The sequence below is a fragment of the Algibacter sp. L3A6 genome (genome assembly GCF_009796825.1).
GTDB lineage: Bacteria > Bacteroidota > Bacteroidia > Flavobacteriales > Flavobacteriaceae > Algibacter.
Map to the genome: position 1 here is coordinate 4,405,617 of NZ_CP047030.1, position 24,672 is coordinate 4,430,288.

General features: G+C 32.9%; 18 protein-coding genes. All 18 read right to left on the reverse strand.

Annotation, left to right across the window (positions count from 1 at the left end; translation table 11 throughout):
• Positions 1-361: 361 nt before the first annotated feature.
• The 18 genes from GQR98_RS18085 to GQR98_RS18170 all read right to left on the reverse strand — a co-directional run bounded on the left by GQR98_RS18085 (position 362) and on the right by GQR98_RS18170 (position 24,669).
• The gene (locus GQR98_RS18085; RefSeq protein WP_233268048.1) at positions 362-1,612 is read right to left on the reverse strand and encodes an arylsulfotransferase family protein; all 1,251 of its coding nucleotides are present in this window, start codon (positions 1,610-1,612) and stop codon (positions 362-364) included.
• A gap of 369 nt (positions 1,613-1,981) precedes the next feature.
• A complete protein-coding gene (locus tag GQR98_RS18090; RefSeq protein WP_159020810.1) occupies positions 1,982-2,167 on the reverse strand; it encodes a hypothetical protein in 186 nt (61 codons plus the stop codon).
• A 321-nt stretch (positions 2,168-2,488) separates the two neighbouring features.
• Positions 2,489-2,785 (reverse strand): hypothetical protein, encoded by a 297-nt coding sequence (locus tag GQR98_RS18095; protein ID WP_159020812.1) that lies wholly within the window; start codon positions 2,783-2,785, stop codon positions 2,489-2,491.
• A gap of 62 nt (positions 2,786-2,847) precedes the next feature.
• On the reverse strand, positions 2,848-3,096 hold the full coding sequence (locus tag GQR98_RS18100; RefSeq protein ID WP_159020814.1) for a hypothetical protein: 249 nt from the start codon (positions 3,094-3,096) through the stop codon (positions 2,848-2,850).
• A gap of 461 nt (positions 3,097-3,557) precedes the next feature.
• The gene (locus tag GQR98_RS18105; protein ID WP_159020816.1) at positions 3,558-4,391 is read right to left on the reverse strand and encodes a ChaN family lipoprotein; all 834 of its coding nucleotides are present in this window, start codon (positions 4,389-4,391) and stop codon (positions 3,558-3,560) included.
• Positions 4,392-4,481: 90 nt separating this feature from the next.
• A complete protein-coding gene (locus tag GQR98_RS18110; protein ID WP_158850656.1) occupies positions 4,482-5,924 on the reverse strand; it encodes a M16 family metallopeptidase in 1,443 nt (480 codons plus the stop codon).
• A 9-nt stretch (positions 5,925-5,933) separates the two neighbouring features.
• Complete coding sequence (locus GQR98_RS18115; protein ID WP_159020817.1) at positions 5,934-7,250, reverse strand: M16 family metallopeptidase; 1,317 nt, start codon at positions 7,248-7,250, stop codon at positions 5,934-5,936.
• A gap of 50 nt (positions 7,251-7,300) precedes the next feature.
• Positions 7,301-8,698, reverse strand: coding sequence for a DUF6850 family outer membrane beta-barrel protein (locus tag GQR98_RS18120; protein ID WP_159020818.1), 1,398 nt, complete (start codon positions 8,696-8,698; stop codon positions 7,301-7,303).
• Positions 8,699-8,867: 169 nt separating this feature from the next.
• Complete coding sequence (locus tag GQR98_RS18125; RefSeq protein ID WP_159020820.1) at positions 8,868-10,112, reverse strand: DUF4876 domain-containing protein; 1,245 nt, start codon at positions 10,110-10,112, stop codon at positions 8,868-8,870.
• Positions 10,113-10,145: 33 nt separating this feature from the next.
• A complete protein-coding gene (locus tag GQR98_RS18130; protein ID WP_159020822.1) occupies positions 10,146-13,070 on the reverse strand; it encodes a TonB-dependent receptor in 2,925 nt (974 codons plus the stop codon).
• 192 nt (positions 13,071-13,262) lie between these two features.
• Positions 13,263-14,381: a FecR family protein gene (locus GQR98_RS18135; RefSeq protein WP_159020824.1), complete on the reverse strand. Its 1,119-nt coding sequence runs from the start codon at positions 14,379-14,381 to the stop codon at positions 13,263-13,265.
• Positions 14,382-14,564: 183 nt separating this feature from the next.
• Positions 14,565-15,125 carry an RNA polymerase sigma-70 factor gene (locus GQR98_RS18140; protein WP_233268049.1) on the reverse strand — a complete coding sequence of 187 codons (561 nt, stop codon included), beginning with the start codon at positions 15,123-15,125 and terminating at the stop codon, positions 14,565-14,567.
• 1,177 nt (positions 15,126-16,302) lie between these two features.
• Positions 16,303-16,920, reverse strand: coding sequence for a hypothetical protein (locus GQR98_RS18145; protein ID WP_159020826.1), 618 nt, complete (start codon positions 16,918-16,920; stop codon positions 16,303-16,305).
• Positions 16,921-17,334: 414 nt separating this feature from the next.
• Positions 17,335-17,901, reverse strand: a complete 567-nt coding sequence (locus tag GQR98_RS18150) for an REP-associated tyrosine transposase (RefSeq protein ID WP_159020828.1) — start codon at positions 17,899-17,901, stop codon at positions 17,335-17,337.
• Positions 17,902-18,504: 603 nt separating this feature from the next.
• Entirely contained in the window at positions 18,505-18,870 is a 366-nt protein-coding gene (locus GQR98_RS18155) for a hypothetical protein (protein ID WP_159020829.1), read from the reverse strand.
• A gap of 95 nt (positions 18,871-18,965) precedes the next feature.
• Positions 18,966-19,397 (reverse strand): RHS repeat domain-containing protein, encoded by a 432-nt coding sequence (locus GQR98_RS18160; RefSeq protein ID WP_199270240.1) that lies wholly within the window; start codon positions 19,395-19,397, stop codon positions 18,966-18,968.
• Positions 19,398-19,672: 275 nt separating this feature from the next.
• The gene (locus GQR98_RS18165) at positions 19,673-20,284 is read right to left on the reverse strand and encodes a hypothetical protein (protein ID WP_159020831.1); all 612 of its coding nucleotides are present in this window, start codon (positions 20,282-20,284) and stop codon (positions 19,673-19,675) included.
• Positions 20,285-20,298: 14 nt separating this feature from the next.
• Positions 20,299-24,669: a DUF6531 domain-containing protein gene (locus GQR98_RS18170; protein WP_159020833.1), complete on the reverse strand. Its 4,371-nt coding sequence runs from the start codon at positions 24,667-24,669 to the stop codon at positions 20,299-20,301.
• Positions 24,670-24,672 lie beyond the last annotated feature (3 nt).

Sequence of the window (24,672 nt, forward strand, 5' to 3'; positions counted from 1 at the left end):
CTGTTGGATTATGAAATTTATACTTCTATTCATACCTTAAAAACACAAAAAGCTACCTAAATGAATAGATAGCTTTTATTTTTTAATTCTTTTGTAGAACTTACTCGGTACAAACGAGCGCTAGCGAGGGGTCAGTCTTTTCTTGAATTGAAACTTGGTACAATAAAAGAAGAATACACTCTACTTTAGGGTATAAAACTATTAACGAATTTGAATTAGAAATGTATAAGCAAAATGTAGCTGCTTAAATCTCCCAATTAATTGTCCTCTTTTTTATTGCAAGTCCAATTTTTAATAATCAATTAAGTAGTTTGTTACATTACGAACTAATAAAAAATGGCTTATACTTAATTTTTGTAATTTAATTAATACCTAAAGAAGAAAGTGCATCGTCATCTACAGGTATAGAGTAAACTCTCCATATAGTATCGTATTCCGCATATTTCCATAGCACTTCTCCGCTATCTGAAACTTCCCAAACAGTTCCGTCTCTACCTTCAGCAATAAGCGTATTTCCGTTAGGCGTACGTACCGCTCCTCCTAATCCAGAACTGTATAATTCAGAATCTGTGAAAGACCAAACAATTTCTGGCTCGTTGTCTTGACCACTAACAAGTTGATAAGGCGGGTTTAATTGATATTCAAAAACAGCCGATTGCTCATCGTATATATTGTTTGAAAAGACTAGCATATTACCCGTATCTAATAAATTAGGATAATGTACATCGTTTATAGTTACGTCTCCAATATTATCATATGCTAATGGGTTACCAAAACGGTAAATTAAGTCACCACCTAAGTTATAATTTCCGCCAGTATTTGTAGCTGCCTCGGTAGTTGTTGTACTATGGTCTAGTACCCAAATTTCACTATAATTATTAATCGTTAAATAGATGATATCGTTATCTTCATCAACCGTAATACCATTTATGTGCATAATGTCACCATTTTCTTGAGCGCTATTATAGTTTATATCTACTTTATTAGGGTTGTCTTGTACTGTACCGTAATTAAGTTTAGTACTGTCGTAGTCCTGAATTAAATGATCTGTAACATGCCATTCCCAAACAATTTCTTCGGTTAAAGGATTCATTTCTATAATAGCCTCAGGGTAAATATCTTGACTTCCAGAAAAGCCCATTACGGTTGCATCGCTTACAGCTTCCCATACAGGAAATATGATATTCCCGTTAGATAAGTATTCTACATCGTGGTGGGCTGTTTGTTCGGTAGTACTGTAAGACACCTCCCAGTCTATGGTTTGGTCTGCATTTATTTTTTGAAATACGCCACCATAACCACCAAAGGTAATTGTGGCATCGTCCGCTTTTAAGCACACAATCATACTTCCGTCATCTAATAAGCTGGCATCATTTCCTATGCTCGCGTCAAAGTCCCAGCTAAAAATTTCATCACCGTCATGATTAATTAGATCTGCGCCTTGTCCTGTTTGATCAATTACTAAAAGATAAGTTGAGGTATCTATTTCTCCAGTATAATCGCTTTCGTTGTTTTCAGAATCATCACTACTACACCCTGTAAACATTGCGATAATTACAATAAGTAATAAACTCTTGGTAATTAATAAATTTAATTTAAATCTGTTTTTCATAATATGTTTTTTATGTTTAGATGTGGTTTTTAATAAAAACACTCGCTTAATTATGAAAATTGAGCAATTGAAATTTGACAAACTCCAATTACTATAAAAATAAAAGCTATGGTTTTTTTCAGAAAGATTCGTTTTTTCATATTGTTGCCTAAAGTGAGTCTTCGCAGAAACCCAATTTTAAAGTTAAAATTAACAATTTTGGATTCACATGATTGTTTTAAGTCATTTTGGACTTACCATATTAGACTGGACATTATGTTGCGAGATTTAGAGTTACATAAATTAACAAAAAAAATAAGGTACAACATAGTTGTAATAATAAAAATACGGCTCCCTGCTAGCGCTCGTTTGTAACGAGTGCCGTTCATATTATCCTAAGAATTCAATATTATCAATTCTTAATACCGTATGATTGTCTGCAAAATTATTAGCACTACTATATTTCCAATCTATAAGTGTGCTAACAAAACCATAAACAACAGGGTTGTTATTGTGTTGCCAAAACTGATATTTTGATATATGACCTTTTTCTTTTCCTGCTTTTTTAAACATCAATAATAACCATTCTTTTCTACTTTCGGTAGGGCTTTCTTCTATTGCTTTTAATATTCTTTTAGAGGTATATTTTTTTAAAACCTCTCAATAGACTCATTGGGTATTCCTTAGAATCTCTAAAAACAAAATGCATATGGTTAGGCATAAAGCAATATGAAAATAACGCCATCCCTTTTTCTCTTCTGCATCTACTTATTACTTAAAAACGCAAAAAGCTACCTAAATGAATAGATAGCTTTTATGGTTTAATTATTTTGTAGAACTTACTCGGTACGGCACTCGTTACAAACGAGCACTAGCGAGGGGAACTGCCTCATCCATTTACACTTCGTAAATAATTTCTGTCGTATCATCTTTAAACACTTTCTTTATTTTCTTTAATTCATTGTCTTCAAAATAACTAAAACTATGAATTATAGAATCTGCTTCATTACCGCGTCTATCAAATTGGCGTATTAAAATTTGCTCTAATAATCCTTCATTAGAGTATTTGTAAACTTCATCTTTTCCTCCTCTACGACCTTGAGAAACCATATTAATAACCTGTCCGTTATCATCAAAGAAAGTATATCTAACATTTCGCAAAGTTTTACTATTATCGAATTGTAATGACTTCATTTTACCTTTTTCGTAAAAAAGAAATTGATAATAGTATTGGTCTATCAATGAAATGCCTTCTTTTATTTCAATAATCTTGTTATTAGAATAAATCCATATGAGTATGTATCCTCTTTATTGTTTAAGTTTTGATAATTTTCGATTAATTTCCCTTTCTTAAAGCCCAAACGTTGGTAAGAAAATGGTAGTACTTCATAATATTCATATTTTGAATATTTTGTACTGACTACTTCTGTTTCAATTGAATTTTTGATTGAATCAAAATTATCTTTTTCATCATCAAATATTTTAGCTATCTCTTGTCTTGTCATCTTAAATGCTTTTTTTAAATACCAAATATTCCAGACCCTAATTCGTCTCCAATATTCAACTCGTGCCACATCTATAATCGCAGAACCTGGCGCGCTTTTGTAAAGCGTGACTAATTGCTTTCTTATTTCAAATTACCACAGAGCATGTACTTTAACCGAAGGGTTTTAAAATAGATTGGTCAAATAAATAAATCTACCCAATCAATTATTGTTATTGTCACAAATGTTGGAACAGTACTATCTATAACTTGATATCTCTGAGACATTGTTTAAAGATAATAAATTGCATTGCAAATACTAAAAAAAATTAGACATACTTCACAGAAGTGCGCCTGAGTTACGGATATGTCGCGCGAGTTGCCTAGCCATCCATAAGGAATTACTTCTTCAAAATAATCGCTTCCAATGCAAATAAACTGTCCTAAAACAGAACTAATTACTCCTTTCAAGCTTGTATAAAACTATTGTTTTGTTTGCGTCATATTATCAACAACGACAATAATATAATTGGCTATTGTTGTTTTTTCTTCGTCTGTCATTACATCCCATTCCGATTGTGTAACGGTGCTGATAGATTTTAATGTTAAACCAGGTTTTATTTTATTAACCCACCAAATAATACCTTGACCATAATTTGAATGGTAAGATCCTTGGAAGTGAAGTAACAAATTTCCTTTAGTAAAGTTTATAAGAGAAAAATGCGCCATAGTTGCATCTTTAGCAGCCTGAGCCGTTTGAATATTTAACATATTTGGCGGTATATGCCCTCCCATATTATCTGCCATTTCTGCATAAGCTTTTACGGTAGGGTCAAAATATTTTTCTAGATCTGGACCTATTAAAGCTAATGCCTCTGGACTCAATTCTTTTAATGCACTTATTCCTTTTTTATTCAACACAGATGCATAACGCCTTGGAATGTTGGTAGCAATAAAACGTAAGTTGTTATTTTTTGCAAAATCGACCAAAGGTTTGTAATCAGTTTTATAATTACCCCACATTTGAGTCATTTCTAGTATCATTTTATTTTCCGGATACAGCCCTTGTAAATATTCATTTAAAACCAACTGATTACCACTCTCTAACATTTCCGCACCAAAAAACAATGAATCTTTTTTGATATCAAACAAACTCTTGCTTACTTCTAGTTGTAACCAATGCGAAATAGGATTTGTATGGTATTCACCAAAAAACACCATATCGCTATTAGCAAGATCGACTATCATATCTCCATAATCAGCATGTTTTCCTCTATTATTAAATAACTGATAAGCCGGCTTATTTTGTGCCTTCATATTACTGGTTAAGACTAATAATAAGATGAAAATTATTTTAAAATGTTTCATATTTTGCTTCTTGTTTTGTTTTAAGTTTAAGACTATAATTTAATTGATCATTTGCCCGTTTTCATCAAAATAAATAACATCACCAAATTTTTCTAGCGCCCCTTTTAATTCTGATATTTTACCTTTTATTACTATTACACATTTAAAAGGATCTATATATTTTTGAGACATAGCCATAATATCGTCGGTATTTATACTATAAAACTTCTCGACTTTAGTTTGCAAGTAATTATCGGGTAAATTGTATAAATCTTTTTGCATGGCAAATGTAATGTATGGAATAGGAGCAATAGGGTTTAAAGACCGTGTGTACTCACCTATTAAACTGTTTTTAGCTATTTTTAAATCTGAAGCACTCACCTTGCCGTTGCGTAACCTCAGCATTTCTAAAATAATATTTTCTATTGCATAAGCGGTTTGGTTGTTTCTAACACTAGTGTAAACAGAGCCTTGTCCGCCGTTGGCAGAACTACCTACCGAAGACCTAATAAAGTAACAAAGACCCTTTTCTTCTCGTAAATTTTTATATAAATATGATAATTGACTTTCCCCAAAAATTTCATTCAAAACCTGTAGTTTTATATCGTCATCAAAATAGGTGTATGCGTCTTCTAAATTCCATCTAAAAGAAATCTCAGATTGCACCGCATTTGGAACATCTTTTACTATTACTTTTCGACGTTTAATAGTTGTTGTTTTTTTAGTAATAGGTTTTTCTCTTCTATAAAAAACTCCAGATTTCCATGCCCCGAAATAGCGATTCATTAGTGTAGTACATTCTTTTTCGGTAAAATCACCAATAATAACAACTAATGCATTATTTGATACTATTCTGTCCCTTTTATAGTTTTCAACATCGCTAATTGCTAAACCGTTGTATTCTGGTTTTACAGTAGGTGTTGTTTTAGCACTTTGCTTTATAGCTCCAAAAAGTAAAGAATCTATAACCGCCTCAATAGAAAACGTTTTTAAAACATTTTCATTCTGAGATTTATGCTTTCGCTTTGTTAACTCTGCTTCTTTTTTTTCTTTAATTATCTCGGCAGTAATTACAGGGTTTAACAAAGCATCAACATACATATCTAGTAATTGTTCCACATCCTTTTTCATCCCTTTAATTGTGCCTCCATACATATTTGTATTCAGCATTGCTCCTTGGCTACGGATAATAGAATCTATTTCTCCCTTTGGATACTTTTTAGATAATTTACTAGAGTAAGCTGCGTTTAAAACATTTTTTTCCGCCAATTTGGTTTCTTCATTATAACCTGGCAATTCTATATTTACGGAAATTGTAAATTTTGGATAATTTTTTACTGGCGCTAAATAAACACGAAGGCCATTATTAAGTTTAATTGGAATTAATTTCCCCACATTTAAACTTTCGGGTTCATCTGCTTTAGGAGGGAAAGAACGGTCTACTTGAGCCATACTTACAACATGACTACAAAGGATAAAAATAAATATATAAAAAGTTTTCATTTTGATTAACTATTCTGGGTGATAAACAATAACAACACGATTAGATTTATCTAAATATTTTTTAGCAACCCGCTGAATATCATAGACAGTTATTTTATTTAAATGGTCTATAAGATTTCTAATATCGGATGTGTTTTTATGTAAATGATAATAGTTAGTTACTTTGTCTGCAAAGGTTTCTGCATGATAAAAATAATCTACAAAAGCCGATTCAAATTGCCTTTTCACTTGTTTTAATACAGCCGGATCTACCGTTGTGTTTTTCAATAAATTTAATTGAGCTTCAACTTTATCGAGCAAGTATTGCTCACTATTTGCATTTGTAACACTAGCGTTAACACGAAATGTACTTGTTTTTTCCCAAAAATCTGCAGATGCATTTATTCTTTTTATAATTGTATCTTCTTGTACTTTTAATTTATCTTCAAAATAAGAGTAATTAGAATTACCAGACAAAAGCGCTGTAAAAACCTGTACTACAAGAGCATCTGGATCGCTTTGAGGCATTAAAGGATACCCTATTAAAATAGACTCATCTGTTAAACCTTTAACATATATTTCCGTACGTTTTTCTAATCCTGATAGCCTATCAAATTTATGAGGTCTCTTTATTTTTTTACCTTTCGGAATATCTTTAAAATAAAGATTAATCCATTTTTTAGTCTCTTCAATATCAATATTACCCGAAACCACTAAACATGCATTATTAGGAATATAATAAGTTTTAAAAAACGCATCAAAATCTGCCTTAGAAGCTGTGTTTAAATCCTCCATTGAGCCAATCATATTATGCCCATAGGTGTTGTAAGAATAGAGTTTTGACATCATATCAAAATAAGAATTTCCAAGTGGCTTATTATCATAACGCATACGCCTTTCTTCTTTTACAATCTCTCGTTCTCGGTTAATTCCCTCTTGCGTAATTACGGGATGTAACATTCTTTCAGATTCTACCCAAAGCCCTAGTTTAAACTCGTGCGCTGGTAATAATTGATAGTAATATGTTACATCGTAATTGGTATATGCATTACAGTATCCGCCAGCATTTAAAATGATGTTCTCTAATTTTCCTTGAGGTATGTTTTTTGTTCCATGAAATAAAAGATGTTCATAAAAGTGAGCATAACCCGTATGTTTTACAGATTCATTTTTAGAACCTACATGATATTTAGTACCAACAATTACATTAGGTTCATTTACATCTTTATGAAGAATAACATGTAAACCGTTAGCCAAATCGTATTCTTCAAAATGAATATTATTCATCTTTTGGCTCCATGTAAATGGTGAGACAAGAAAAATAATTAAAATAATTAACGCCTTCATTTTTTAGTTTTAGAAAATATTAAATAAACAGAATTATGATAATAGAAGGATTAAAAATATAATTTTAGCCCTGCCACTAAACTTAAATAATCTTCGTTTTTAGAAAAATAACTTACCTCACTACTTGATAAACTGGTTGCTTTTAAATAATCTCCAGTTATAGAAAACTCTAATTTATTATTGTGTTTAAGAGCAAAATCTACTCCTATTTTGGTATTAACATTAAACGTATCAATATCTGTATAATTAGCGACCTTATTACCTATCCAGTCTACAAAAATATTATTTGCAGCAAAGGGATCGTGTTCCATATCTAATACCAAATGATATAAAACCCCCAGATCTGTAAAAAACGCTGCTTTTTGAGAAAGCTTTTTATTTATCCCTAAAGATATCTCTGACTCCAAATACTGATAATCAAACTGGTAAGCATAATTCAAATCCAATTGCTTTTTATTATAATAATTTACGCCTATACTTAACTTATTTAAAAACTGATTATAAAATAAAATATTCCCTTCAGTTTTAACACGATAACTTGTGCTCGTAAAATTTTGATTATAGTAAGCTCCATTTTCATCCCATACTTTTGCTTTTCCTTTTAAGTACTCTGCATTTAAACTCAATGCTACAAGCTTATTTGTTTTATAACTATTGTAGTAAATATTTAACCGTTCTCTAAAAAAATTATATTTAGTTAACTCATCATTTTCTTCTACTCTAACAATATTTTTATCTATCCAACGCTCTAGTCCGTAACCAGTAGAACTTTCTATTGACAAATCTGAATTATTATGTTTAAAAAGCCATTGTAATTGTAAGTTTGGTATACTTCGTTTACTTTCGAAACCATTATCAATATTTTTAATGTAAGACCCTAACCCCGTATTTAAATAGTAATTAGCAGTAGCTTCTGTATTGTTTTCAGGAAATTTATTACCAAGTTCAGAATCTGTTTTAAAAAACTCATTGCTTAAAGCTAAACTTAACATGTGCTTTTGGTTTAGTTTATAGCTTAACGCTACCTTAGCTAAAATTTTTAATGCCGTTAGCTCGTTTCTAGTATCTGTTTTTCTAAAATAAAAGTTGGTATCATAATTTAAATACCCACCTAAAGTTAGTTTAGAGTTAATGCTATTAGCGCCACTAACTTGAAAATTATAGTTTTGATGGTTCCATAACCCTGTGGTTTCTTGAAAAAAGTAATAAGGAGATCCATACTCCTTTATTCCATAAGTTAGATTATTTTCCACCTCTTCTTTTCGAGAGTTTAGGTACTCCAAGCCACCATATAGAATCCAATTAGTGCTTTCTAAAGGAGCTAAAGATGCTGTTTCCACATACAAACCGTTTTGTTTTTTATATTCTTGTGGATGCCTTAATGCGCCTTCTGAATACAAATATTTTCCTTCTCCATAAGAAAACTTACCAAGGTTTGCTTGATTCAATAATGAAGGTATTTGAAAATATCGATTTTCAAACAATTTAAATTGAAAATCCCTCTCAGCAGCAGATAAATTGCTTACGTTCTCTATTGTTTGTGAAAAAGCACTTAACACACAAAAAAACAAAGAGAATGCAAAACACATTCTCTCTATTTTTAAATGGTTTGTTTTTTTAGTTGTTGTAACCATATTTATCTGGAAAATCTATTGCTTCAAAATCTACCGTTGAATTATTTGTGTCTAACAAAATAGTTCTACCAAAACGAGCACTAGCTACTTCGTCAATTTTTCTTCTAGAACTTAACCCCGTGTAAGAAATTGCTCCATCTGCATTTACATAAGTAAAACCACCATCAACAGAAGCTGGTATACGCTTATAGTCTGCCGCACCAGAATTATCTAAAATATCAACACCATCAACAACCTGATCAATAGAAATTTTCATTAATTTAAAAGTAGATGTCGATCCTGGCTCTGTATAATCTACAATATCCGAGTCGCTAAAAACAGCTTCATTACTAACTAAAACTACACTAGCTGAAGCAGTACCTAATCTAAAAAAATTAGTTTCATCAAACATGTAAATATTAGTCATATTTGCAACTGCTGGGTTATCGAATTCAAAAAAAGAATTCCCACTACGCCCTTGAGCCTCTAACCAATCTATTGAATAATGTTCTAGCGTAGCGTCTGTATTATCTAACTCTCCATCTGGATTTGCACTTCCTTCTTTATAATCAACAGCATTTAATGCTATTACAATACTTTTACCTGGCTCTACCGGATAATCGGTTCCTACTCCTGGTATTTGGCTCATTACATCTGTGTAAACATAAGTGTCATCTGTTAAAACTGTAGATAATGCGGTATCTCCAGAAACACCTGTATCTCCAAATAAATTTGCGATATACATGCCATCTGCATATAAAGTCTCAGATGAATTATTAAAAATTTCAACAAAAGCATCTTTAAATAAAGTGATGTACCCTGAGCCCGCAGAATACACTTCTTTAATAACTAAACCTCCATCTTGATTAACTGCATTAACCTCAACAATTTCGGTTGTTGTTACTTGTTTCATAACAGTAATATTATTTGCTGTACCACTTAAAGTATAGTCATCTGTGGATTTTGAAGCTATTACAGTGTATGTACCTACTGAAATGTTTGAAAACGTTACCAAACCGTCCGCACTAGTTGTTAAACTTAAAATAGAATTATCTACAGTATGGGTTGCTGTAATTTCTATACCATCTAAAGAAATATCACTAAGACCACTAGCCAATTCTATTTGAACTTGTAAATCTCCTAAATTTGCCACTGCATCATCATCACTACATGCCGTTGATATCCCAATTAACAAAAAAGCTGCTATTAGTTTTGTTAAACCTAATCTTTTTAAAATTGTTTTTTTCATGTTCTTAATTTATTGATTTATATAATTGTTAATTTATTTAATTAATAAGGTGAGATTAAAACCTACTGAAAGCTTACTGTTAAGTCTTCTATTACTTCCTAAAAACTCGTAAGTTGGATTATACCACGGCGCATTATTTGCGTAGAAACTAAACGAATGTCCTTGTTTAGATTCTTTACGTATTTGTAAATTAAAATTGCTATAGAAAGGTGTTTCTGTGGTGGTAAAGGTATTTTCATCTCTAATTAAATCAGCGAATTCTAAATTCATTCTGTTTGCTTCAGGGATTTCAACATAATTCCCATCGGCATCATAATATGCAAATGGATATAAGCTAGCTCCTATATACTCGCTACTTTCTTTAAAGTTTAATTCTGCAGAAAGGGTTAATACAAATCTCAAAGACGGAATATGTTGTATTAATGTTACCGTACCAAAACTTCTAACGGCTTTTGTTAATGTGTTTTCGTACACCCCGTAACGCACAGAATTATCACCAACAACGTACGCAGATTTATCAATATCAAATCCTTTATCCGTAACCAAACTTTCTAAGTAACTATATCTAAAATTAAATTGAGTATTGGTTGCTTTTATTTTTTCTGGGCTCAATGTAAGCTCAACACCATCGGTAGATGTAAAGGCATTATTTTTCATAACACTTACCGTTCTTGGAATATTACTTACTTCTCCTGTAGGCTCAACTACCGGTTGTTCGCCCTCGGGAGCACTTGCTACTTGATAAACAGGTTTTGGAAGTAATATCAATTCTTCTGTTGTGTTAATCCCACGGCGCATATCTTTTTTAAAATAGGTGAAATTGATATTCATGAAGGCTGGGGACCAATCGAATCCTATTTCTTTTAAATCGGAATAATTAGGTTTTAAATGCTCGTTCGTAGGTTGGTAAACATAAGTACTAACTATAGCCAAACGCTCGTCTGGATTTTCGGCGTAATACTGAAAATTAATATAATCAATATAAGATCGACCAGGGTAAAGTTGCACCATAGCCGGCGCTTTATATGATACACCCCAAGCCGCTCGTCCCGTAAAATTATTATATTTTGACAAAAAAGACATACGAGGAGACCACAAATTGTAACGTTCCAACATATTATCATACCTTACTCCTAAATTAAGTTGTTGTTTAGAATTTTCACCTGTACGCTTTATTACAGTTTGATGGTATGCTGAAAATGTTTTAGATGCTGGTATTTTTTCAAAAGTTGTAGATCTACTACCTGCAATATCTTGTGAGTGTGCTATATTACCTGTAGACACCCTACCGCTACCCGTATTATCATCGAAAGTGTATTGCAGTCCAGTTTCAAAATTAAAATCTATAGTTTCTAAATTAAGGTGTTGTTGTGCATCTATTCTGCCATTTACATTAACAGGGCGTCCTTTAATATCTCTAGTTTGATTAAATGCATTTGGTGAATAGGTTGTTGCATAAGTACCACTCTCTAAAGCCTCGATAATTGGAAAAGGGCCATTAATAACATACGTATCATAATACGAATGTTGATTAACTAAACTACCACTAAAATTATAGCTTACTTTCCCTAAAATAGACGATGAAAAATCTCCCGAAAGTGTTGCCTGAAAAGAGGTGCTTTTTACATCTGCTTCGTTTTTATAAACCTCTTCAGGTTCATGACGATTTCCATCATCTGAATGACCAATTCTAAAAGATGTAAAATGATTCCATTCTAAATTTTCAAACACCGGGAGTTTCCATCTCAATCCTAAATTAAAACTTTGATAAAATAATTTTCTTTCCGTAGGAGAACCAGAGGAATAAGCATACGAAAAATCAGAGTTTAAAACACCATAATTATTTAACTCATACCCTTTTGCTATAGATGCCTGATAATTTGTAGAAGACACATTTGTCGAGACGATATAAGGCGATTTACCTACTTTACTTTTCACTAAAATTCCACCAGACGATAAATTCCCATACTTGGGTGATGCCACACCTGCTATAACCTCAACAGATTCTACATTTGCTAATGTTATACTTCTTAAATCTACACCTCCAGCAACATTAGATTTCCCCCCATCTAAGGACGATGCATTTTTTGTTTGCATATTTGCATCTGTACTTATTGCTGCTCCATCCAAAATAATTGCCGTTCCAAATGCATTTACATCAGAAGCTACAGCGCTTCTTAAGTTAGCCTGTTTGGTTGATGTTAAATCGGATTGTTGTGCTTTATTTCCGGGAAGTAAACTTAGCACGTCTGCCAGGTTCATGGCTTGTACTTGCTTCATGGCTTGGCTACCTATTTTATAAGATGAAGTCCCCTCTCTACTCACTGTTTTTGTAGCGGTAACCACTACCGTATCTAAATCTAATAAATCTTCCTTTAGTGTTATATTTATATTCGATAAATCTAATTCTAAGGCTAAATCAATCTCTTTTATTTTATAACCAATAAGGCTTAAATTTAAAAGAAAGTTATTATGAGGCAACTGTAACGAAAACTCACCGTTTTTATTTGTAAATGTCCCAATATTTAACTCGGCAACTATAACATTAACATCAGAAAGCGGTTTATTATTTATATCTAATACACGCCCTTTTATTTCTACTTTATCATAATTTTTTTCTCCAGCTTCTTTGTTATTAACCTCGATAGGTTTCTCTTTAATTAAGATAACATTATCATCCATCATCGTTACATCAACATTCCCTCCCGATAAAGCCAACGTTAAAAGTTTATCAACTTTAATAATTCCTTTTTTCAATTCTACTTTAGGAAAAAACTCAAATAGAGATTGCCTATAAATAAACATGTAGTCGCTAGATTGTTCTTTAATAATTTTAAAAACTTCATCGACGGTAACTACTTGGTCTTCCGTAATATTGATTTTAGCATTTTGAGATAGCGCATTGTTAGAACTAAAGCCAAACATTGTAGCACAAAACAAGAATACAAATATTCGCATAATACAGTTTAAGAGACCTTTTCTTGAAACAGAGCAGGCACTAATTAATTTAAATTTCATTACTTTGTAAATTATTAGTTGATTAAACTTTTTTAGTTGATTAATTATTTAGTGCGGAGAAATAGTCTTGAGCTTGGCGGTTTAAACTATTTCTCCTTTTTTATTACAGTGCTATTAAAAAAATTTAAGCTTTTATTTTATAATTACAGACTTTTTATTAATCTCATAAGAATTAATAATATTGGCTTTCTGAAAAATGGTTAGTATTTTTTCAATACTATAATTCTTTTTTAAGGCTCCTATAAATTTTTGTGTTTCTAAATCTTTTTTCTCGAAAGCAACATCTATATCATACCATCTAGAAAGCACCATCATGATATCTTTAAGTCTTTTATTTTCAAAATTGAATACACCATCCTTCCATGCTATTTCGTTATAAACGTTAACATGAGCTATGGCGAAAACATTGTTTTCTATATTTAAAATCGATTGCTGTTTAGGTATTAAGTTTTCTTTTATCTCACCAGAACTCACTTCTACTTTTCCTTCTACTAAAGTTGTGTAGATATTAACCTCATCTTGATAAGCTTTAATATTAAATTCTGTACCTAACACTTCTACATTTTGTCCCTTACTTATAACCTGGAATTTGGCGCCGTTATGATTGGTACTTGGAGATACATCAAAATATGCCTCACCGTAAACAAGTTCTACCAAACGTGGGTTTCCTTTTATAAAATATACAGGATATTTTAATTTAGATTCTGAATTTAACCATACATGTGTACCATCTTCAAGCGTAATTTGAAATTGCCCTCCTTTTGGAATACTTAAATAGTTAAAAGAGATTTCCTCTTCTACGACTTGTTTTTTTAGATTTTCTTGATAAACAAGTTCTTCTCCTTCAGTTTTTAAGTATTCAGCTTCATACTTTACGCCTTTAACCAATTCTACAACTTCTCCGCTCTCCAAGGTTAATAAAGCCTTATCGATACCTGGTTCTATTTGATTATCGACAATAATAGGTGCGTTTATATTATTACCTAAACTATTTCCTTTTAAAAAGTACGTTGATGATAGCACTCCTAGAACAATTGCTGCTGCTGCCGCATACTGCCAGCGGTACGTTTTTTTAGGCATAACTAGTTTAGACTTTATAATTTGCCAATCTGCTTTACTATCTATTTTTGATTTAAGATGTAATCTCGATTCTATTTTATCTTCTTCTGTAAGTCTTTTTAAAATATCTTCTTTTTCTTCTTCAGAAAACAAATTAGAAGTCTCTAATTCCTTAGCGCTTTTATCTTTCAAAAGAGAAGACGCTATTTGCTTAGATAATATTATGATTTTCTTAAAGTTCATCATTAGTTTCAACCACTATTTATTACTAAGACGACAAAAAAGTAAACTAGGGTTAAAAAAAAATGATTTTTTTTAAATAAAATGTAAAAAATTAACAAATAAGATTATTACTTATTATCGGGTGCCCCATTTTTAATTGGAAGATTGAAAGGCAAAAGCCACTATAAAGAAGTAGTTTTTTAATAAAGGCCTTAAACGTTTGTAAGCTATTTTTTTTTGACCTTTAACCGTATTTACAGATATTTTTAAGTGTTCAGCAATTTCTGCATTTGATAAATCTTTAATACTTAATCTAATTATTTGAGCACATTTGTTAGGTAATGTATTTATAGCTTCTTCTATTCTGGAAGATGTTTCTTCTATAATAACCTCTTTTAAGTAAAAAGACTCTTTATTTAATTGATCTAACTCTTCCACCGGCATATGTTCGGTTGTTTTAACTCTTTTGCTTTTTAAAAAATCTAACGATTTATTTTTAACAGAAGTGTATAAATACGATTTTATAGCTAGTTCATTATTAAACTCAATTTCATCTTCCCAAACCTTAATAAAAACATCTTGAACTAAGTCTTTGGCTACCTCTAAATCGCTTACATAATTGGTAGAAAAAACACATAGCGAACCATATAAAGAATCGAAAACATCCTTATATTCTTTTATTGACAAAGTATGCCTGTCTTTTATTTTGAACAAGTGCTTTAATTAATTTTTGGTTATCAAATCTAATTAAAAACACCAAAATCTAAAGGCCTTCAATAGTTTTTTATCTTTTGACAAAAAAAACAAAGTTAAAAAAAGCATTTATTCAATTTTAATAATGATTATTTGCTAATTTCAGAATTATTAAAACTAAAAAGGTTAGCATTTTCTTTTTAACTCCCTTCTATTAACAAATTAATTTTGAGAAAATTTGCCCCATATAAGGGTCTTATTTAAAAGGATAAAATTGAAAAACTCGAGATTAAAACTATAAATACCATTAGAAAACGGAAGCATTATTAACACCTATCTTTTTCTGTTTTACACTCTTTCAATGGCATGCTTGGCAGTTTGCTTGTATGCTTTATTCTACTCGTATATCTCTATTATTACAAATGCACAGAACCCTGCAAACCCATTAATGTTTTATTTAAGAATACATTCTAATTAATATTTGATTCTAAAAAGCATAATCCTACATTGTTCTTAGAAATCAAATTGAGACAATAGAGAGTAAACCTGCTATTGTATCAATAAAAAAGTTCCCTATCCGCCTCCCCATTCATTTCCCCCCCTCCGATATCTCCACTCGTGCCTCATCTATAATCTCAGAAACTGGCGCGCTTTTGTAAAGCGTGACTAATTGTTTTACTATTTCAAATTACCATAGAACATGTACTTTAACCGAAGGGATTTCTAGATTTTCCTCTTCATAGATTGCATAGCTACTTTTTTTCCAATCTAATATTTTAAAATAGGATGGTTTAATAAATCTACCCAGTCAATTATTGTTATTGTCACAAATGTTGGAACAGTACTATCTATAACTTTATATCTCTGAGACATTGCTTAAAGATAATAATTTGCATTGCAAATACTAAAAAAATTAGACACACTTCACAGAAGTGCGCCAGGGTTACGGATATGACGCACGAGTGAATTATGAAATTTATACTTTCTACTCATAACTTAAAAATACAAAAAGCTACCTAAATGAATAGATAGCTTTTATTTTTAATTCTTTTGTAGAACTTACTCGGTACGGCACTCATTACAAACGAGCGCTAGCAGGTATGTCGCGCGAGTAGAAGCCAGAGTTACGGATATGTCGCACAAGTGGGTTACGGATATGCCGCACGAGGGGATTATAAACTAGCGATAGCTGAGGCGATTACCACTCTTGCTGTATAAGATCTAATGTTTTTTCCTTCTTAGTGTTATCAGGAGCTGTACTAATAAACCATTCAATAGCTTTGTTTTTGTCAAAAGCTAAATTATACATTGCTGCTAATTTTATAGATTCTCTAAAATTTAAAAACTTATGAAAATCTTTTAACCATTCTTCCTTTTTATCAATGGCTGTTAGAATATCTTTTATAGATGAATATTTGTTAAAAAGATTGAATGCTCCTAATTCTATATTTTTAATAATTTCTTTAGATACAATATCTACTTTTGAGATATCATCAATGGGTATTGAAAAATAACCACTATTGTCATTTTTAAAATGCCCAATAGAACCTGATACAATAGGGTAAGAATTTAAAAAGTCTTTAACTATTTTTTTGTCTAAAGAATTTACTTGTTTGTAATATATACCAGAGCTGACATTAATAGAAGTAATGTCAGGTCTGGGGGCTTTTCCACTAACTGAAGAAAATGTTATTACTTCTTCGCGTTTATGTAGCTTTTCTTTTTTAACAAAATCATTTTCACCTCTTTTAATATATTCTTTATCAATAAGAAATTCACCTACTTTACTTTTTACAGCTTCAAAAAGTTCGTTCATTTTATTTACATCTTATTACTGTTACGTTATCTATTTTTTTAATTTTTGCATCTTTAGCTTTCTTACCTGTTGGTGCAATATTGTGGTCTCCACTATTAACTTTATTATCAAAGTTTCTTTGTTCTGAACCATAAGAAGCTGCCGGAGAGTTTTTGACTTCAACACCAGTAATTTCTCCTGTGTCAACATTTTGAACAACAATATCATATCGTCTAATTTGTCCAGTGTCTCCATCTTTAAAAGAAATTTCTTCACCTAGTACATTATGCTTTGGATCGCTATCAAAATCCTTAACAACATCGGCACGAGCTAAAAGCTCGCGCTAGCGGGGGGGGGAAATGGGCGGAAACCCCTGCTGGCGCAAGCAACCATTTTCGCTAGTGCGAGCGTCTCGCTCGTACCCATAATTAATTATTACATAATACCTAAATTCATTCCTTCATTATCTATTTTTAATATGGTTTCATCATCTGCATAGTTTCTTGCACTACTATATTTCCAATCTATTGGATTAGTAACAAAGCCTTGCTCTACAGGGTTCATGTGTATATAATCTATTTTTTGCTTTATAACTTTTCCGCTCCATAACTCAATGGGTTTATTGTGTTGTTGCCAAAGCTGATTTTTACTCACATTACTATTCTTTTTACCTGCTCTTTCAAACATCCATAATAACCATTCTTTCCTACTTTCTTGTTGATTTCCTTCTATTGCTTTTATTATTTTTCTAGCAGTAAAGCCTTTAAAATCTCTTAAAAGACCAGATGGGTCTTCATGCTTTGATCTAAAAACTAAATGTACATGGCTTGGCATAAAACAATAAGCAAAGACCTCAATACCTTTCTCTTTTCTACAGTGCGTTATACTTTCTTCTAGTATTGAAAAATAATCTTGACGAGTAAAAACATCAATCCAAAAAACAGTTGCGAAACTTACAAAATAAGCCGCAGTAGGATTCTTGAATTTATATTTTCTACTCATTTTCTTAAAAAAAACCTTACAGCAAGAGCAAGATACTCGTGTTAATTTCTAATACTTTACCCAATGGAAAGCTACAAAATCTTTCGCTATAAAAAAATCACAACTCTCGTTGTGGCTCTTTAATTTATATACTTACTCATAATCGGTACTAGCTACAAACTAGCAGCTTAGAGCACGAGCGAGACGCTCGCGCTAGCGGGGGCCCAAAAAAAATAGACTATTTTGGCTAAAGAGTTGTTTAAAAACATAAATATCGCTGTTTCCAGCCAAAAAAACGCCACATTTTGCCATGATACATAAAACCGTAAAACGCATAAAACAAAGCCTAAAACCAACCCAAAATAAACCATCAAAAAAAACCAAAAACCCAAAACAAAAAGCCTAAAAAAAGCCACCTTTCCGCAGGCGAAATAAACGCTTGAATATAGGAAATATGGGCAGAAAAAGAAAAAGGCGAAAAAAGAGCGGAACGCCCGAAAATAAAGAGGTTGAAGTGAAAAGGTTAAGTGTTAATAACTTTTGCGAAAAGACTCTAAAAACGAAGTTTTTGAGCATAAAAAAGCAACCGAAATGGTTGCTTTAAAAACTATTTAGATTTCTATTTTAATAAAACTCTATTTTACAATCTGACAATAAGTAAGTTCTGTTATCTGATAATTCAATTTTATCGCAAACTATTTTTCCAGTAATTAAATCTAATATTTTTGCTCCTTGGGTTATTTCTTTTCGCCAACCTTCAACATCCCCTTTATACGACAAACAATTAAAAAGTTCATTTGTTGGTAGCCATAACTTACAATTTTCATTAACGACTCCACCACTTTGTGCTATTGGTTGGTTATCAAATTGTGAAGTCACTTTATAAAATAAAGAATCATTAAAATCGTCATTTCCACTATCTGATATATATAGGACTTCGCTATTCTCAATATTTATTGTTCCTGGTATAATTCTTTCAAACTTACTCATCTATGGTGTTACATTAATATTAACATTATTCAAGCCTGCATCTTGAAATACCTTTGTATAATGACTGGCTAACTCTGGGCTATTTGTATGATAATTTACTTCGTGAAATGCGTCTGAATATTTTTGGGCTTGTGATAGCATTTTTTGTTGCTCTGCAACGGCGAGTAGTATCTAAACCTATTATAATAAAGTCCAGTTTCCACATCCTCATACTGTCCCTGATATCTAAAAGGTATGAACGTTTTACTACCTCCAATGTTACAGATATTTCCGTAAATATCCAACTCACATTCCCAAACATTCTCACCTTTTTCATTAAAGACTTGAACGGGGGTCCCCAAATAATCGCAAACTATGGAGTATGTTTTATCGCCTACTATTTTAGCTTGTGGCACAAAACTATTGTTTTCAAATACCCAAGTGGTTAAAGCTGTACTGTCTTGAGATTTATCACTTCCGCGAAAAATTGTCGTTGGTGTTGGCTCTTTTTCTTCCGCATCAATATCCCCATTTTCGTTAACAAACAATCTAGGGCGGTCTTCTAAGTTATATTGCCATTCGTGCAGAGGTAAATTACCATCCCAAATAAAGCGGGTAATGGTTCCGTCGCGCTGTACTCGTGGTGCTGTTACTATTCAGAACGGCACGAGCTAAAAGCTCGCGCTAGCGGGGGGAAAAAGGGCGGAAACGCCCATAACCAAAAGGATTGAAGCGAAACGCTGCAATGTTAATAACTTTTAGGTTTTATGGCTAAAAACGGAGTTTTTGAGCGTAAAAAAGCAACCGTTTTGGTTGCTTTCCTTTAAAGTTCGTAAATGACTTCAGAATATCCGTTTTCAAAAGACTTTGTGATTTGCTTTAACTCTCCTATTTCTGAATAATCAAATATTTCCTTGTATGGGTCAGCTTCATTTCCCTTTCTGTCATATTGTTTGATTCGTATTTCTTCTAATAAACCATTTTCAGAATAAATATAAAACTCATCTCTACCGCCACGTCTTCCTTGTGAAAACATTTTTTCTATTTTATTACTCACTTTGTCATAAAAATATATGCTAACATTTTGCAAGTCTTTACTATTGTTGAATTGATGTGATTTCACAAAGTTTTTTTCATATTTCAAAAATTGATAGTAAAATTGATTTTCAATGGAAATACCTTCTTTGATTTGGATAATTCTTTCTTTTGAGTCAAATCCATAGCTGTACAAATCCTCCGTACTTTTGATTTTGTTTATATTATCTACAAGTTTCCCTTGTTTAAAACCACTTCTTTGATATGAACAAGGAAAAATTTCAAAATATTCACACTTGGAATATTTTATACTGACTATTTCTTTTTCGTTATCTTGTTTAATGGCATCAAATTTATCTCGTGATAAATCAAATGATTGTTTTATTTCTTCTCGTGTCATTCTTATATATTCTGTCAAATCCCAAATGTTCCAGACCCTAATTGGTCGCCAATATCAATCAAAGCATCTTCAAAATCTGCTTTATTATTGATGTCCTTTAGTTTGTCATAAACATTTTGTTTATAAACTTTAGTGTGTACTTTACTATGAGCGTGCGCATTAGTGTTTGCTCCTGCTTTTATTTTTGAAGAAGTTGGTAAATAAGCACCATTTTCAGCAGCGTTTTTGTCAATTCCTAACTGCTTCATTTTGTGACGTAATTCAACCATTTTTGGGTCTTTAGAATTAGACATTACAATATGATGTGCCGAATTTTTATGGCTTGGTTCTGCAATACGCTGTTTTTGCATATTCTTTCTCAGCTTAGCAGCATCAGAAGAACAATCTAAACCAAACACATCTAACCAAGAGTTAGTATCTGGAACATAAGCGTAAAAATTTGCGTTATTCCCTAAATAACCAATTGGGTCTTGACTGATGTAAGTTCCACTATCAGGTGAATAATATCTAAACCTGTTATAATACAACCCAGTTTCCACATCCTCATACTGTCCCTGATATCTAAAAGGTATGAACGTTTTACTACCTCCAATATTACGGATATTTCCGTAAATATCCAACTCACATTCCCAAACATTCTCACCTTTTTCATTAAAGGCTTGAACGGGGGTCCCCAAATAATCGCAAACTATGGAGTATGTTTTATCGCCTACTATTTTAGCTTGTGGCACAAAACTATTGTTTTCAAATACCCAAGTGGTTAAAGCTGTACTGTCTTGAGATTTATCACTTTCGCTAGATATTGCTGTTGGAGTTGGTTCTTTTTCTTCCGCATCAATATCCCCATTTTCGTTAACAAACAATCTGGGGCGGTCTTCCAAGCTGTATTGCCATTCGTGCAGTGGTAAATTACCATCCCAAATAAAGCGGGTAATGATTCCGTTGCGCTGTACTCGTGGGGCTGTTACTATTTTGGCTGTACGCCTACCCAAGGCATCATATTCAAACGCTATATGTTCTTCATTTGGTTTTGTAACTGCTTTTAGCATTCCATTACCAAACCATTGGTAGTTCCATTCGCCTATATCTTTTGGATTTTCTGCTTTAGATACAAATTTGAGTATTAAATTGCCCTCATCATCATATTTATAGGTCGCGTTTTCATCTTTCAATAATTCCCCACCATTACCATATTCTCTATCGTTTTGGCTTGGGCTTTTAAACATATTCCCAACGGCATCGGGCATTTTGTATATGGTGTCTAAACCATTTTTATAACCTGCCGAAGCTAAATTCCCTACATCATCATAACTAAACCTTACCGTACTGTTGGTTAAGTTATTCACCATACTTAACAATCTATCGGCACGTCCCCATTGGTAACGTACGTTGCGGGCTTCTACATTTTTATTTTGTACAAGGTGTTTTTCTACACGCCCCAATTGGTCTCTTTGAGTGGTTACCGTAACATCCCCACTAACCATACGCTGTATTTCTAGCCCTAAAGCATCTCTTTTATACTGGGCTTGCCATCCGTTGGCTTCGGTACGTGCTACATTTCCATCTTTTGTAAATTCTTGAATAATATTAGCGCCTAAAGAACTTGTAATACTGGTGCGTTGTCTCAAACGATTATAAGTACTCTTTACAAGGTGTCCGTTTTGGTCTTCGCTTATTACATTTCCGTTTTTGTATTCAAATTTTACGGTGTTAAAGGCATTGGTAGCCTCTTTAATACTGCCATTGCTGTTGTATGTAAAATACTCGCCTGTACCATCATAATGATTCGCAGTTAAAATATTACCGGTGCCACTGTACATGTACTTCGTCCAACGTTCCTGTGGGCGCAATACCTTGGTTACACGGCCTACAGCATCACGAACATAACGTCTACACAAACCATCGAATCCCCACTCTCCAATAATTTGCCCTAGAGGGTCTAATGTAAAGCGGTACGCGTTATTGTTTTCGTTAACTATAGTGGTTAGCTGCTCTTCTGTATTGTACTTAAAGGTTATGGTTTTTCCGTTTTCGGTACGGGTTTTTAAATTCCCTAAACCCCAATAGGTAAAGGCAACTTCTCGCAAGGAATCTTTAGCTAAAATAACATTTCCTGCCTTATCGTAATTAAAAACATGCTTATTACCGTCTGGTTCACGCAGGCCAATCACATTACCCATAACATCGTATTTATAGGTGGTAGTGGCTCCATTAGGTTGCGTGTTGTTTAATAAATTCCCTAATTTATCGTAAACCCAGCGTATGCTTCGGCCATCGTTTAAGGTTGCTTTTACTAATTCACTGCGTTCGTTCCAGAAAAAGGTGGTGCGGTTGTCTGCACTATCCGTCATGGCGAGTAACTGGTTGTTGGTATCGTACTCATATTTTAATTGCGTACCGTCTGGAAAACTTCGAGCAATTAATTTATTATCGATATCATATTTCCATGACATACTACCATCTGGCCCCGTATAGCCAATTAAACGTTGCATACTATCGTACTCGAATGCCGTTTTATTTTTATCGGCATCTTCAATAGACGTTGTGTTACCAAACAAATCGTAGGTGTACTTTGTGGTATTCCCTAACGGGTCGGTTAGCATTTCTAAGTACTGTAAGTCATTATATTTTTGGTAGGTTTCGCCACCTTTAGCATCTGTAATTCGATATATTAAATTATTGCTATCGTAATAATACGTTGTGGTATGCCCCAACGAGTTGGTTACTATGGTTTTGCCTTTTTCGTACTGGGTCCAATATTCTAAAATACCTTCGTCTCCCCAAGTGTGTACACATTTAGCATCATCCCCTTTACCTTCGTATTCCCAATAAAATGACAAACCACTTTGGTTGGTTAATTTCACCAACAAATGCCCCTCGTAAAAAAAGTGTTTACTTACATTATTAGCCTCGGTTACTTGTACTAAGTTGTCTTCGTTATCAACTTTATAACGAATAAAATTTATGCGGGTATCGTCTATGATACTATAAACAGCTGTAATACGTCTGTTTTCGTGCGTAACCTGTAAAACTCTACCTGTACTGTCAATTATTTTATTGAGTAACCCATGGCGATATTCAAAACGAATTTCATTTCCTAAATCGTTAGTAATAGCTTGTATAGGAAAAAAATCGTCCTCGTTGCTATTGGTTGCAAAACGATAAGTTAGCCCGTCTTCTCCTTTATAAGCGACGCCTATACTATCTTTAAACCACGTAATTTTTTCTTGGCGGTTGTAATACATATCACCATTTGCTAGCATAGGCATTGCAACATGTCTGCCATCAGGAAGCTGTAAAGATATGGTTGTATCACTGTATACTTTATAACCAATATGGTAACTATGATGCCAATTGCTCCCAATAGGCGATGCTATTTCCGCATCACTAAAATAATGCCGTGTCCAATCCAAAGGGATTGGTCCTGGTAAACTAAAATCTAAATTTTCTGAAATAACGCGCCCCGAAACTGCATCTACAGGTTCTCCAAAGTGCTTACATTTAAAATCTTGTAATCGTTTTGCTGCTTTTGAAGCTAAATTATCTAATTTTTTCGAAACTTTGTTTATACCCTTTTTAGTTACCTTTAATAAAGCACCACCAGATTTTTTAGCGAGTTTCCCAAGGCCTTTTAAACCTAGAGACATGGCTAGTGCTAATAAATCTATAGTTGGCGGACCACCAACTAACACTGGTTTTCCAGCAGGTATTACGTTTAATAGTACCGATGTTGGCGCCATTAAAGACATTTTTGGTTTGGTTTTCCCTAACCTAAAAGGCGCAGGAATACCAATTAAATTACAAGATAAAGCAGGTAAAAATTGCCCTGAAAACGGTGCACCATCTGCTAAAACCGTTGAGCTTCCCATAAACATCTCTGACGATGCCATAGGACTCACTGATGGTAATGCATGCAATATAATACCCGGTAAATGTTGAAGGCTTACACCAGCGTTAGCAATAAATTTATTATTTACCATAACACTTGGTGCCATGGCTTTTACAATGGCTACAGCTACACTACTTACCGTTAAAGGCTGTGGTTCTGGCTCACTACCATCTTCTGGCGGCTCTGGCACCGGAGGTGTTGGCACTACCGAACTTATGGCGGCAAAAATAGCCCCCATAATATCGAAAACCATCCCTACGTGTGGCACAGCCATTAATGGCGAGGGCGGAAACATAGTAGGATGTACGTCAATACCAAGAGCAATATCTTGATACTTTCCTGCGGGTTGCCCAGGAATTGAAGGCATTATAGAAGCTGCAAGATCAGACTGAAAGGCATCTAGCTTTTCTTTTTTTTCTGACAAAAAAGACATGAATCCAGAAGACTCATTATCACTATCACTATTAGAAACAACTTTATTTACAATTTTTGCCATTTA